At 45.4% G+C, this 13,196-nt stretch carries 13 protein-coding genes; 5 read left to right on the forward strand and 8 right to left on the reverse strand.

What is annotated here, in order from left to right; all coding sequences use genetic code 11:
• Positions 1-20: 20 nt before the first annotated feature.
• From dnaB to rpsF, 6 genes are all read right to left on the reverse strand, one after another.
• Entirely contained in the window at positions 21-1,349 is a 1,329-nt protein-coding gene (dnaB, locus tag WMO75_RS00605) for a replicative DNA helicase (protein WP_022214910.1), read from the reverse strand.
• 17 nt (positions 1,350-1,366) lie between these two features.
• Complete coding sequence (gene rplI / locus WMO75_RS00610; RefSeq protein WP_022214909.1) at positions 1,367-1,813, reverse strand: 50S ribosomal protein L9; 447 nt, start codon at positions 1,811-1,813, stop codon at positions 1,367-1,369.
• Complete coding sequence (locus WMO75_RS00615) at positions 1,810-3,864, reverse strand: DHH family phosphoesterase (RefSeq protein WP_349077479.1); 2,055 nt, start codon at positions 3,862-3,864, stop codon at positions 1,810-1,812. Before WMO75_RS00615 ends, rplI begins: the two co-directional genes overlap by 4 nt.
• A gap of 200 nt (positions 3,865-4,064) precedes the next feature.
• Positions 4,065-4,328 (reverse strand): 30S ribosomal protein S18, encoded by a 264-nt coding sequence (gene rpsR / locus WMO75_RS00620; protein WP_005427218.1) that lies wholly within the window; start codon positions 4,326-4,328, stop codon positions 4,065-4,067.
• A gap of 32 nt (positions 4,329-4,360) precedes the next feature.
• Positions 4,361-4,819: a single-stranded DNA-binding protein gene (locus WMO75_RS00625; protein WP_118251963.1), complete on the reverse strand. Its 459-nt coding sequence runs from the start codon at positions 4,817-4,819 to the stop codon at positions 4,361-4,363.
• Between the two features lie 73 nt (positions 4,820-4,892).
• A complete protein-coding gene (gene rpsF / locus WMO75_RS00630; RefSeq protein WP_118251964.1) occupies positions 4,893-5,180 on the reverse strand; it encodes a 30S ribosomal protein S6 in 288 nt (95 codons plus the stop codon).
• Between the two features lie 285 nt (positions 5,181-5,465).
• On the opposite strand from rpsF, the gene WMO75_RS00635 reads away from it, so the two are divergent.
• From WMO75_RS00635 to WMO75_RS00645, 3 genes are all read left to right on the forward strand, one after another.
• Complete coding sequence (locus tag WMO75_RS00635) at positions 5,466-6,755, forward strand: L-cysteine desulfidase family protein (RefSeq protein WP_291579871.1); 1,290 nt, start codon at positions 5,466-5,468, stop codon at positions 6,753-6,755.
• A gap of 35 nt (positions 6,756-6,790) precedes the next feature.
• Positions 6,791-8,014 carry a dicarboxylate/amino acid:cation symporter gene (locus tag WMO75_RS00640; RefSeq protein WP_118698967.1) on the forward strand — a complete coding sequence of 408 codons (1,224 nt, stop codon included), beginning with the start codon at positions 6,791-6,793 and terminating at the stop codon, positions 8,012-8,014.
• A 112-nt stretch (positions 8,015-8,126) separates the two neighbouring features.
• Complete coding sequence (locus WMO75_RS00645; protein WP_118251967.1) at positions 8,127-9,389, forward strand: dihydroorotase; 1,263 nt, start codon at positions 8,127-8,129, stop codon at positions 9,387-9,389.
• On the opposite strand, the gene WMO75_RS20065 is transcribed toward WMO75_RS00645, so the two are convergent.
• On the reverse strand, positions 9,319-9,711 hold the full coding sequence (locus WMO75_RS20065; RefSeq protein ID WP_330427667.1) for a hypothetical protein: 393 nt from the start codon (positions 9,709-9,711) through the stop codon (positions 9,319-9,321). The two genes, WMO75_RS00645 and WMO75_RS20065, sit on opposite strands and share 71 nt — an antisense overlap.
• Positions 9,712-9,951: 240 nt before the next feature.
• Positions 9,952-10,884, reverse strand: coding sequence for a bile acid:sodium symporter family protein (locus tag WMO75_RS00655; RefSeq protein WP_118698966.1), 933 nt, complete (start codon positions 10,882-10,884; stop codon positions 9,952-9,954).
• Positions 10,885-11,266: 382 nt separating this feature from the next.
• Here WMO75_RS00655 and WMO75_RS00660 point away from each other — a divergent pair, with 382 nt between their 5' ends.
• The gene (locus WMO75_RS00660) at positions 11,267-12,484 is read left to right on the forward strand and encodes a MarR family transcriptional regulator (protein ID WP_055154206.1); all 1,218 of its coding nucleotides are present in this window, start codon (positions 11,267-11,269) and stop codon (positions 12,482-12,484) included.
• Positions 12,484-13,017, forward strand: a complete 534-nt coding sequence (locus WMO75_RS00665) for a hypothetical protein (RefSeq protein ID WP_015526878.1) — start codon at positions 12,484-12,486, stop codon at positions 13,015-13,017. Before WMO75_RS00660 ends, WMO75_RS00665 begins: the two co-directional genes overlap by 1 nt.
• The last annotated feature ends 179 nt before the right edge of the window (positions 13,018-13,196 follow it).

A 13,196-nucleotide genomic window follows, 5' to 3' on the forward strand; every position in this document is an offset into this window, starting at 1 on the left:
ATCTCTATGTCTGTTTAATTTTACTTCTTCATATTTACAAACTGCGTATATCTTGGCAGCCATACCAGTTCGATGGTTCCGATCGGGCCGTTTCGCTGTTTGGCGATGATAACTTCGGCAATGTCTTTCTTCTCTGTGTCCTTGTGATAGTAATCATCCCGGTACAGGAACATTACCACATCGGCATCCTGCTCGATCGCTCCGGATTCTCGAAGGTCTGAGAGCATCGGTCTGTGGTCCGGGCGCTGCTCTACTGCACGGCTTAACTGTGACAGTGCAATGACCGGAACATCCAGCTCTCGTGCCAGAGCCTTGAGCGAACGGGAAATATCAGAGATCTCCTGCTGTCTGGAATCACTCTTGCCACTTCCACTCATCAACTGAAGGTAGTCGATCATGATGATTCCAAGATTATGCTCGAGCTTATATTTCCTGCATTTGGAACGCATCTCCGCAATACTGATCCCCGGTGTATCGTCAATGATCAGGTTGGAACGCCCAATGATATCTGCTCCCTCTACCAGCTTCGTCCAGTCCTCATCCTTGAGGTTACCTGTACGCATATTCTGGGAATCCACATGGGATTCCATCGCCAGCAGACGGTTCACGAGCTGTTCCTTGGACATTTCCAGACTGAATATCGCAACGGTGACATCCTTGCGGAACGCCATATACTGTGCGATATTCAGAACGAACGCCGTCTTTCCCATAGAAGGACGGGCCGCGATCAGCACCAGGTCTGACGGATGCATACCGGAGGTCTTGTAATCCAGATCGATAAAACCTGTCGGGATTCCTGTAACGCTGCCCTTGAGTTTGGATGCTTTCTCGATATTATTGATCGCATTCAGGACAACCTGCTGAATCGGGACGTAATCTCCGCCCACCGTTCTCTGGAGGATATTGAATAATTTCTTCTCTGCTTCCTCCATGATCGTCTCTGTGCTGTCCTTCTCAAGATAGCAGGCATTCTCCACTTCCTCCGTTGCACGAATCAGTTTACGGAGTTGTGCCTTGTCACTTACGATATTGGCGTAATATTTAACATTCGCGGAAGTCGGAACTGCTTCGAGAAGTTCCCTCACATACTCCATACTGCTGATATCCGGTGGAACATCCTTCTCCTTCAGACGATTCTGAAGTGTGATCGTATCAACCGGCTTGCCCTCATTACAGAGCTCCACCATCGCATCAAAGATGATACCATACTGGTTCTGATAAAAATCGTCGCTGGTAAGGATTTCTGATGCCACGAGGATCGCATCACGGTCAAGAAGCATGGAACCGATCACCGACTGCTCTGCCTCGATACTGTGAGGCAGGATACGCTTTATCAGTGCTTCTTCCATTTAGTTTCTCCCGGCACTTACGCCTCTTTGATCCATACTTTCAGGCTTCCTGTTACCTTCGGGTGAAGTTTGACCGGAACCTGTGTAACGCCCAGGTTTCTGATCGGGCTTGGAAGCTGAAGTTTCTTTTTGTCGATATCCAGACCAAGCTGTGATTTGGCAGCTTCGGAAATTTCCTTGGTAGATACGGAACCGAAGGTTCTTCCGCCCTCTCCTACTTTCAGTGTGAGGATGATCTCCTTTGTCTCGAGATCTTTGGCAAAAGCCTGTGCTGCTTCCAGGTTTTCCTGTGCTACCTTGGCTGCATTTGCCTTCTGAAGTTTCAGATCATTCAGGTTCTTCGGAGTTGCTTCCAGACCGAGTTTCTTCGGAATGATCATGTTTCTTGCATATCCGTCACTGACATTAACGATTTCGCCTTTTTTTCCAAGAGATTTGACATCTTCCAATAAAATTACTTTCATTTCTTGTTTTCTTCCTCCTGATATAACTCATCAATGATTTCTTTTAACATATCTTCTACTTCGTCGATCGGACGTTTTACCTGGGCTCCGGCGATATTGATGTGACCGCCGCCGCCAAGTTTCTCCATCATAACCTGGACATTGACTTCATCGATCGCACGGGCACTGACATAAACTTCTTTGTTATATGTTGTAAGTACAAATGAAGCCTTGACTCCGGCAATATTCAAAAGTTCATTGGCCGCCTGTGCACCGACAACAGTAGGGCTCTCAAGTCCCTTGCTCGGGCATTTCGCGATGGCAAAGCAGCCACGGTAGATCTCAGCAGTACGCACTGCTTCTGCCCTTGCCTTATAAGAATCAATGTTGTCACGGAGCATCTTGCGCACTCTGGTCATATCTGCTCCGGAACGACGCAGGAATGCTGCTGCCTCGAAGGTACGCACTCCGGCTCTTGTGATAAAGTTGTTCGTGTCAATCATGATCCCGGCATAAATACAGTCTGCCTCGATGTTGCGCAGACGCAGATCGTCTGAAAAATACTGCAGGATCTCCGCTACCATCTCACAGGTGGAGGAAGCATACGGCTCTACATAGGACAGGACTGCATTCTGGATGACCTCATTGCCTCTGCGGTGATGATCCAGAACAACGATCGTCCTGGTCATGTAGAGAAGTTCCTCACATTCTGTATAGCTTGGTTTATTGGTATCTACAACGACTACTACCGTATTATCATCTACAAGCTCCATCGCCTGGTTTCGGTCGATGAACATGGACGGCTCATAGTCCGGGTTGTTCATATATCCTGCCATCAGCGGACGGATGGATGTAGACGGGTCATTCACTACGATATGAACCGGTTTACCAAGTGTCTTACCTGCACGGTAGATACCGATGGCAGCTCCAAGTGCATCGACATCTGTGATCTTGTGTCCCATGACCACAACGCGCTCCTTGGTGCTCATAAACTCCTTGAGGGCCTGCGCCTTGACACGTGCCTTGACACGGGTGGTCTTCTCCATCTGCTGTGCCTTGCCGCCATAGTAAGTGATCTTGTCGCCATTCTTGATCACGACCTGATCGCCGCCTCGTCCAAGTGCCATCTCGATCGCGATACGGGAATATTCATAATCCTGAAGATAAGTAGCGGCATTCAGTCCGACACCGATACTTAAGGTCACATTCATCTCATTACCGATATTTACGGTCTTGACTTCCTCGAGGATATGGAACCTCTGCTCCTTGAGTGCCTCAAGAGAACTCTGTCTCATGATCAGGAAATACTTGTCCTTCTCCAGCTTACGTACCAGACCATCATAGTTGGAAAAATATTTGGTGATCTTTCTGTCTATCAGAGCGATCAGAAGAGAACGTCTTACATCCTCCACACTCTCCAGTGCTTCCTCGTAGTTGTCGAGATATGCCAGTGCAACTACCAGTTTGTTGTCCTCATTCGCCTGAATATAATCCTTAAGTTCTGTCTCGTCATAGAGATACATGGCAATCAGGCTGGTGCTGTCCGGGATATCCATCAGAAGTTTCGATGGTGCCACGGATTCTCCAAGGAGGACTCTCTGCATGGATACACGATAAATGTGCTCTCCAAACTGTGTACTGATCTCTGTGATTTCTCTGTCAGGTTCTGTCGGAAGCTTGTCTGCTGTGATGTCTGCAAAAATCGTATTGACATTTTTGCGGTAGAACTGATCCCTGCCGGTGATCTGTGAGAATACCTTGTTGGACCAGATCATCCTTCCCTGCATATCCATTACTGCATATGGAAGAGCAAACTCCTCCAGAACCCTTTTTTCCAGAAATTCATACTGGCTGGCAAAGGCTATCAGATCATTGAACATCAGTGGCCGATGGTAAAAGAGCAGCCCGATCGCTGCACCTACATACAGAATGATTCCCATTGTAACCACTATTCCGGCTTTGATGCTGATCACATACACCAGAACGTTCAAAGCTATCAGCAGAACAGACAAATACAGAGGCCAACGTGCAAGATGCTTCAGATGACCTTTTAGTTTTAATTTTCCACTCATAACATTCTTTACCATTCTTTTTATAATTTTTTCAAGATGCTATCTGCTATTATAGCAGATTTCTATACATTTTACCATATGAATGTCAATAATCGTGTTTTATAAGCGTTTTATTGAATAAAAAAAGCTGCCATTCGTCTGCGGTCCACATGCAAATGCTTGTCCGACAGATTCATGGCAGCCTGATGTTCAACTAAAAATTAGTCCTGAACGTATGGCATCATGGAAAGATGACGTGCTCTCTTAACAGCAACAGTCAGAGCTCTCTGATGTTTTGCACAGTTTCCTGTGATTCTTCTCGGAAGGATCTTACCTCTCTCAGAAACATATTTTCTGAGTTTTGCTACATCCTTGTAATCGATCTCATTGTTTTCTTTACCGCAGAATACACAAACTTTTTTTCTTCTGCGTCCGCCTCTTCTTTTCATAGGAGAGTCCGGTCTTTCGCCTCTATTGTAAGCCATGATGGTTTCCTCCTTATATAATTTCTTTCAGTTTAATTAAATGGAAGTTCTTCGTCGATTCCGTCCGGAATGTTCATAAATCCGTCAGCAGATGCTGAAACAGGATTCGGCATGGATGGTGCAGACGGTGCACTCTGCTGAGGATGTGATGCTGCATAGCTGTCACTGGATGCTTTGCTCTCGGCAAATTCCTGCTCCTCAACAACAACTTCTGTTGTGTAAACCTTCTGTCCTTCTCTGTTGGTGTAGCTTCCGGTCTGGATACGGCCGCTCACTACGATCCTGATGCCCTGATGGAAGTACTTCTCTGCGAATTCCGCGCCACGTCCGAATACTACACAGCTAATAAAATCAGCGGTCGCCTCGCCGTCACGACGAAATCTTCTGTCTACTGCCAATGTGTATCTTGCAATTGCCAGTGCGTTTTCTCCTGCGGAATATCTCACCTCAGGATCTCTTGTTAAGCGTCCCATTAAAATTACTTTGTTCATTGTAATACCTCTTTCTTCTTAGTGAGTGAACGGGTTTCTTAATGGTGCTTTCTAAAATCCATCTGTAAAAAGATTATGCGTCTTTACGAACGACTAAGTATCTTAATACGTTGTCCATGATGCGTACATGTCTTTCTACTTCTGCCGGACACTGTGCGTCTGCTTCAAACTGAATGAAATAGTAGAAGCCTTCATGCATTTTCTGAATTTCGTAAGCTAATTTCTTCTTACCCCATTCTTCTACTTCTGTGACGTTTCCGTTGTAACGAGCGATGTAAGCTTTTGCTTTCTCTACTACTGCATCGCGAACTTCGTCTTCAACTTTAGCGCTCACAACTAATGCTAATTCGTACTTGTTCATGCTTTCTTACCTCCTTATGGTCTTTAAGGCCCTCTGCCTGTTACAGAGAGCAAGGATATGAAAATATATCACACAGCTAATTATTCTAACATAGAAATTTGTGCTTGTAAAGTATTTTTTGTCGAAACACAAACTTTTTTTGAAAATTTTTTTATTTCCAATAAATACCAACTAACTCGGTTTTATTTTTGTCGTTATTTTGCATAAAGTATTGTATTATTTGTCGAAATAGACTATACTATCTGCACAAACGCATTCGCGTGATCAATGGAAAGGAGAAAAACTATGGACTCTGCATTATATGCAAACTATCTGAACATCCTGAAACAGGAGCTTGTTCCTGCCCTTGGATGTACAGAACCGATCGCCATTGCCTATGCAGCGGCAAAAGCCCGGCAGGTCCTCGGAGAGTTCCCGGAGCATGTGGAAATGCACCTGAGTGGCAACATCATCAAGAATGTCAAGGGTGTCACTGTTCCCAATTCCGGCGGACTCAAAGGAATCGATGTAGCGGCAGTTCTTGGTATCGTCGGCGGTAATGCCGACCGTGCCCTTGAGGTACTCAGTGAAGTCACCCCTGAGGATATTGCCAGGACCCGCAAGCTCATCGCACAGAAAGTCTGTTCCTGTACCCTGGTCGAAGGTGTTGATAATCTTTTTATCACAGCCATCGTTACCAGTGGTGAGCACACCGCTTCTGTCACGATCGAGCATCAGCACACCAACATCACAAGGATTGAGAAGGACGGCGAGGTGATCCTTGACAATCCTTATCAGTCTGCTGTCACAGCAACCGTTGACAAATCTCTTCTTACAGTGAAGGATATCCTGGATTTTGCCGATCAGGTCAGAATGGAGGATATCCAGCCGACCATCGACCGTCAGATCAAAATGAATTCTGCGATCGCACAGGAGGGGCTTGACAACAACTATGGTGCACAGATCGGCAAGACACTGATGCATGTATGGGGCAAAGGTGTCACCACGAGAGCCTGTGCCAGAGCTGCTGCCGGAAGCGATGCACGTATGGGCGGCTGTTCCATGCCGGTTGTCATCAACTCCGGAAGTGGAAACCAGGGAATGACGGTTTCACTTCCTGTCATCGTCTTTGCCGCCGAATGGGAAGTTTCACACGAGAAACTCTGCCGTTCTCTCGTTGTCAGCAACCTGATCGCCATCCACCAGAAATATTATATAGGAAGTCTTTCCGCTTACTGCGGTGCAGTCAGTGCTGCCTGCGGTGCCGGTGCAGGGATCACCTATATGTACGGCGGAACTTATCAGCAGGTTTCTCTGACGATCATCAACACGCTTGGAAATGTAGGCGGTATCGTCTGTGACGGTGCCAAACCATCCTGCGCTGCCAAGATCGCATCTTCTGTCGATGCGGCTCTGATGGCATTCCAGCTCAGCATCCAGAACAAGAGCTTTCTGCCAGGCGAAGGTATCATCAAGGATGATATCGAGGAAACAATCAAGAGCATGGGCTATATCGGACGTGTGGGAATGCGCGCTACCGATACGGAAATTCTCAATGTCATGATTGACCAGGCAGATATCGATCAGGACTGCTGAAATTTATTCAAACTTTTACAGGGGGGATCAAATCCATGAAAAAAAACAGTTTTTTTACCAGCCTGCCTTTTAAACTTCTGGTAGGCGTTGTACTCGGCATTATCGCAGGACTTATCCTCAGCAGTACAGATTCTTCTTCTGTCACTATGGCAATCCTGAATATTGTCGTTACTCTGAAATATGTCCTTGGGCAGCTTATCAACTTCTGTGTACCGCTGATCATCATCGGCTTTATCGCACCTTCCATCACCAAACTCGGAAACAGTGCTTCCCGCATGCTTGGTGTTGCTCTGGTGATCGCTTACGTTTCTTCCATCGGCGCAGCCCTGTTTTCTGTTGCAGCCGGCTATACGCTGATCCCGCATCTTTCTATCGTGACAAACGTAGAAGGACTGAAAGAGCTTCCGGAAGTCGTATTTGAACTTTCTATCCCGCAGATCATGTCCGTTATGAGTGCACTTGTATTCTCCATCATGGTTGGTCTTGCCGCTACCTGGAACAAAGCAAAACTCATCACAGGACTCCTTGATGAATTCCAGAAGATCGTCCTTTCCATCGTATCAAAGATCATCATTCCGATTCTTCCATTCTTCATCGGACTGACTTTCTGCGGACTGGCATATGAAGGTTCTATCACCAAACAGCTTCCTGTATTCCTCAAAGTCATCGTGATCGTGCTGATCGGCCACTTTATCTGGATGACACTTCTGTATGTCCTCGCAGGTGCATACTCTCACGAAAATCCATGGGAAGTTGTACGCCACTACGGTCCTGCATACCTTACTGCAGTCGGAACCATGTCCTCTGCTGCCACTCTCGCCGTTGCATTACAGTGTGCAGGCAAGGCAAAGCCACTTCGTAAAGATATGGTGCAGTTCGGTGTTCCGCTTTTTGCCAACATCCATCTGTGCGGTTCCGTTCTGACAGAAGTTTTCTTCTGTATGACGATCTCCAGGATGCTCTACGGTTCCATCCCGTCTCCGGGAACCATGGTCCTGTTCTGCCTGCTTCTTGGAATCTTCGCTCTGGGCGCTCCTGGTGTTCCTGGCGGTACTGTTATGGCATCACTCGGTATCATCACCGGTGTCCTTGGTTTCAACGAAACAGGAACAGCTCTGATGCTTACTATCTTTGCTCTTCAGGACAGCTTTGGTACAGCCTGCAACGTAACAGGCGACGGAGCCCTGACCCTGATCCTTACAGGATATGCAAAGAAACACAATATCAAAGAACAGCATATTGATACTGTAGATCTTTAATTAAGTAGTATTTCTAATAATTATTTCGAAACCGGAGGGTTCTGTCGACTTGACAAAGCTCTCCGGTTTCTTCTATACTGATTTTAATATTTTCCGTCAGGAGGGCAAAATTATGCTTTTGAAAAATGGTCATCTTATTGATCCTGCTACAAAAACCAACGAACCTGTGGACATCCGCGTTGAGAACGGAACGATCGTCGAACTCGGAAAAGATCTTTCTGCCAAAGATAATGAAGAAGTTCTTGATCTTTCCGGTCTGACTGTCGCACCGGGACTTGTTGATACACATGTACATTTCCGTGACCCGGGACTTACTTACAAAGAAGATATCCATACCGGTTCCCTTGCCGCGGCAAAAGGCGGTTTTACCTCCGTCATCTGCATGGCAAACACCAAACCTACTGTTGACTCCGTAGGCACGCTCAAAGACATCCTTACACGTGCCCAGGACGAAAACATACATATCTATCAGACTGCCTCCGTCTCCTACGGCTTAAGCGGCGAAAAAATGACAAATTTCGATGCCCTGGCAGATGCCGGTGCCTGCGGATTTACCGATGATGGGATCCCGCTTCTCGATGCCACTTTCTGCTATGAAGCAATGTGTAAAGCTGCTGAACTTCATATGCCGATCAGTCTCCACGAAGAAGACAAAGCATTCATCACCAATAACGGAATCAACGCCGGAGAAACATCCGCCAGGCTTGGTGTCGTCGGTTCACCTGCGATCGCCGAGGAAGTGATGGTTGCCCGTGACTGTATGCTTGCCCTTCGAAGCGGTGCCGCTGTCGTAATCCAGCATATCAGTTCCGGAAACTCCGTAGAGCTTGTCCGCACAGCGAAAAAACTCGGTGCTGACATCCACGCAGAGGCAACCCCGCATCACTTCACACTTACAGAGGAAGCACTTCTTGAGCACGGTACACTTGCCAAGATGAATCCGCCTCTCCGCACCGAAAAAGACCGCCAGGAGATCATTCAGGGTCTCAAAGACGGCACGATCGACCTGATCGCCACCGACCACGCTCCACACAGTACTGAAGAAAAATCCAGGCCTCTCACAGAAGCCCCAAGCGGTATCACAGGCCTTGAAACTTCTCTTGGTCTCGGCATCACTTCCCTTGTAAAGCCAGGATACCTCACTCTGACAGAGCTTCTGGAAAAAATGACCTGCAATCCGGCTTCTCTCTACAAACTTCCGGGCGGCAGTATCCAGGCAGGCGCTCCTGCTGATTTCGTGATCTTTGATCCTGATGAAAAATGGACCGTTACAGACTTTGCCTCCAAAGCCTCCAACAGCCCATTCAAAGGCGCAGAACTTTATGGAAAGATCCATTACACGATCTGCAATGGAAAGATCGTTTATCGTGGATAAATAAATTATTTTCGGCAAAAAATCTCCCCCGGTGCAGCGGTCCTGCTGTCCTGCCGGGGGAAATTTTTATTTGCTCTGAAATTGCAACTTCCAGTGCCTGTTTGCCTGAGCCGCCGTGAGACTGTGTCACTTCCACCTCCTGTCCTGTCTGTTCTTTCCAGTGCTCTGCAAATACCTTATTGTACTGCTCATATAATTCTCTGGTCGGATCGTAGGATACGTTTGTGATCTCCACCTTATCTGCCGCCCACACTGCTGATGTGCCTGCGATGTTTGCTCCAAGAACTGCCGCGATTCCTAATGCTAAAAGTCTTTTTTTCATAATACTCTTCCTCTCTTTCCTGTATGGTTTCGTGTTGTGTTTTGCTGTGACACTATAAAACCATATTTTCTGCGAGAAAGAAATCATAAGATCAGAAAACGATGTCTTTTTCTACGTAAAAAACTGCAAGATCCAGTTGTTTTTGAACTGAAATCTTGCAGTTTTTCGTGTATTTTTGCTTATTGAGGTTTATTTTGTGAAAACGTTATCCGTATTTATTTTGTTGGGTTCTGAGACACTTTATTTGTTTTTTGTCAGCATTTTTCCTGAAATCGCCGCGAGAATCTGCTGAAAAAGGGTTCCGATCATGACTGGATATACGACTTCACTTGGGAAGTAAGCTACCGCAAGGACAGCTCCTGTACTGATGTTTCGCATGCCGGTTCCGTATACCATGGAAATGGTCGTCTTCTGATCCTGATGTGTCAGTTTGGCGATGAGCCAGCCAAGGAAGTAACCGCCTGCCGCCAGTACAAGGATCGCTACCGCTACCGCAACGCGCTGTAAATTCATCTGGCGGATATATGGTGCTACTTTAGATGAATTTGAAGTCACGACAAACATCAGTGCCATCTTGGAAAAAGGTGCCAGTTTCTTTGGCCAGGTTTCCATGACTTTTCCGTGGCTCAGTTGGTTCAGACACATTGCTGCGACTGCCGGCAAAGCCACCATATAGAGCAGTTCTTTCATCATGCCCCCAACATCAATTGATACATTGGAACCGATCAGAAAATGCAGGGTAAAGGGAATGATAAACGGTGCAAGAACCGTGTCGATCACGACCAGTGAAAGTGACAGGGAACTGTTTCCATCAAAGATCGATACCCACATCATACTGGCGACTGCTGTCGGAATCGAAAACTCCAGTACCATTCCCGTAATCAGGTTCATATTATTCGGAAACAGCAGATGTCCCATCCCGTAGGCCGCTGCCGGGATCGCTATATGAAGCATAAGCATGATCGTGATCAAACTTCCGGGATTACGGATCACATTTGCCACATCCCGGAACCTGGACTTCAATGCTCCTGTGAATGTCATAAATGCAAATACATATGTCACATATGGAAGGCCATGTTTCGCAACATCCGGAAAACACACTCCTACCAGCAAACATAACGGCGTAACAAAAGCCATCCATTTCTCTATAAATTTATTAAATCTGTCCAGCATTATATTTCCCCTCTCTCGTTACATTATAAGAAGATTATAGCATATCGCTTTTGTGTGATGAAGTCCGTAAAATATTTATATACGCAAAAAAGTCCAGAGCATTAAACTCTGGACTCTGGTAGAGGTGCCACCCGGATTTGAACCGGGGATAGAGGTGTTGCAGACCCCGGAAAAAAACCTCGGAACCCTCTAAAACTCTAAGGTTTTCCAAACTGTCCACCTTATATCCACCCTAATTTTCATGTTGCTTTCATGCCATATCAGGTATTTTACTGTGCCAAATCTATGCCACTTAGCACCCCTATAGGCATATTATAAACATTTTAGTATCTTTCGTCTACAATTATTTTACTACAACTACAATATTATATGGAGGTTTATCGTGAATTATCAATTAGAATTAAAACAAATTGTGGATTTTCCACGCTGCCGGATTTACCGGGAATTTATACAAACCCTTATGAAAGACAGAAGCATCCGTACCAACGGAGGTTCCTGTCTTTTTTATTTTCTCATTTTATGTTCTTATGCAAATTACAGTTCCTCTTATCGGAACATCGAACACCTTACTTACAAAGTTGTTCCTGGAGAATGGATCTGTTCTCTTAAAGAACTACAGATTCACTTCCGCCAAAAATTCCAGCACCAGGTCATATCCATACTGGATACCCTGGTAGAGCAAAACCTTCTAACCTACTCACTACACGAAAAAAATAAGATTATCCAATACAAGATCAAAGACTGGCCAAAAGATAATACTGCCCTTTCCTATAATTACCCATGCAAAAAAGACATCGGGTTTTTCTTTTTTCCAATCGCAGATGTTCATAAACTAATCGGACTGGGAAAATGTTCAGAAATGGATGCTCTTTTGGATCTTTGGATTCATGCAGTCTATAATGATCCATCTGTGCAAGGCTCTGATGCCGGTCCAGTAGTATATTTTCGCAATCAGACTGGAAATCCCTTGTTCAGTTATCAGGAACTTGCCAGACGTTGGAAACAGTCGAAATCTTCTGTATCCCGTCTGCTTAAAAAACTTGAAGATACCGACATGATCACACTGATTTCCTATTCCGGGAAACATGGTAGCATGGTATATCTGCGTAATTATCTGTCCGTTATGTTTAATATCAGTGATGTCATGATTGATAAGGAGGAAATTGCCATGAAAATGCAACTGCCAATACATATAACCGAAGATACCTTGCCTGACAAAAACAATTCTGAATGCGTTTCAGAATCTATTACTGACGAACAAATCATCGTTTCACAGGAAGGCTCCTGCGTTCCAGAATCGCACATCAAAGTCATTGTTCGCAAAGTCGCTGAAATACTGGAAATACAAGGCATTTCTTGTTGTAGATGCCCCAAAACAAAGTATATATTATCTCCTTTATCAGCCTGCAAGGATAGTATATATCTATATTCACTACGTATTATCTGCCCCTGGGGGAAAGCAGCCTATCAGTTTGAATTAAAACTAAAACCGGAAAATCACGCCGTCACCAACGTCCCAGGGCATACTCCGCCTCTGCAGCATACCTTACCTGCCTTCGCTGAAATCCCAGAAGTTCTGTTGAAAGGAGGGGTTGTATAATGGCAAAGAAAAATCACCACCCTGTTTCTGCTGAAGTAGAAAATAATCCGTTGTACCATGATACCTATAAGCTGCTCCGTTGTTACCGGGATTCTACTTATAGCCTGATGGTTGCTGTCCGGCAGGTGGAAATTCAATTCCAACTGGAATACAACACCAGTGTAGACGAATTTCTAGATTCCATCTATGCTGCAGGAGCAGATCTGGGAGACAGCCAGATTGAAGAATGGGCAAAAAGCATTGCCCGCAGTAACAAAATGATAAAGCTGCTTCTCTCTTCTGTGGATCTGCTCCGGAAAAATCATAAGCATGGGGAAGAATATTACTGGATATTATATTACGCCTTTCTGTCTCCCCATGAACTGAAAAATACAGAGGAAATCCTGGAAGAGTTGGAAAAGCACGTTCCCAGTATCTCCTACCGGACGTACTACCGAAGGAGGCAGGCTGCTATTAACGCTCTTAGCAGCATACTATGGGGATTTTCTGCAAAGGGGACACTGGAAACTTTAAATAAGTTTTTCCCAAAATAAAATCGACATTTTCCATATAGGCACTCATAATTGAAAAAAACAAAGGAGGGTGCCTATTATGGATCAATTATCAAATTTTATATCCGAATATCTCAAAACATGTGAAACCATAAAAAAGTTAAATTCCAAAACCATTAAAGCATACCGTATAGATTTATCACAATTTCTTACCCTTTGAA

The sequence above is a fragment of the Blautia intestinihominis genome (assembly GCF_040096655.1).
Classification (GTDB): Bacteria; Bacillota; Clostridia; order Lachnospirales; family Lachnospiraceae; genus Blautia_A; species Blautia_A intestinihominis.

Excerpts from the sequence above, each read along its gene's own strand:
- rpsF (WP_118251964.1), bottom strand. The coding sequence starts at position 5,180 with ATGAACAAGTACGAATTAGCATTAGTTGTGAGCGCTAAAGTTGAAGAC.
- rpsR (WP_005427218.1), bottom strand. The coding sequence starts at position 4,328 with ATGGCTTACAATAGAGGCGAAAGACCGGACTCTCCTATGAAAAGAAGA.
- WMO75_RS00640 (WP_118698967.1), top strand. The coding sequence starts at position 6,791 with ATGAAAAAAAACAGTTTTTTTACCAGCCTGCCTTTTAAACTTCTGGTA.
- dnaB (WP_022214910.1), bottom strand. The coding sequence starts at position 1,349 with ATGGAAGAAGCACTGATAAAGCGTATCCTGCCTCACAGTATCGAGGCA.
- WMO75_RS00625 (WP_118251963.1), bottom strand. The coding sequence starts at position 4,819 with ATGAACAAAGTAATTTTAATGGGACGCTTAACAAGAGATCCTGAGGTG.
- WMO75_RS00665 (WP_015526878.1), top strand. The coding sequence starts at position 12,484 with ATGGCAAAGAAAAATCACCACCCTGTTTCTGCTGAAGTAGAAAATAAT.
- WMO75_RS00645 (WP_118251967.1), top strand. The coding sequence starts at position 8,127 with ATGCTTTTGAAAAATGGTCATCTTATTGATCCTGCTACAAAAACCAAC.
- WMO75_RS00635 (WP_291579871.1), top strand. The coding sequence starts at position 5,466 with ATGGACTCTGCATTATATGCAAACTATCTGAACATCCTGAAACAGGAG.
- WMO75_RS00655 (WP_118698966.1), bottom strand. The coding sequence starts at position 10,884 with ATGCTGGACAGATTTAATAAATTTATAGAGAAATGGATGGCTTTTGTT.
- rplI (WP_022214909.1), bottom strand. The coding sequence starts at position 1,813 with ATGAAAGTAATTTTATTGGAAGATGTCAAATCTCTTGGAAAAAAAGGC.
- WMO75_RS00615 (WP_349077479.1), bottom strand. The coding sequence starts at position 3,864 with ATGAGTGGAAAATTAAAACTAAAAGGTCATCTGAAGCATCTTGCACGT.
- WMO75_RS20065 (WP_330427667.1), bottom strand. The coding sequence starts at position 9,711 with ATGAAAAAAAGACTTTTAGCATTAGGAATCGCGGCAGTTCTTGGAGCA.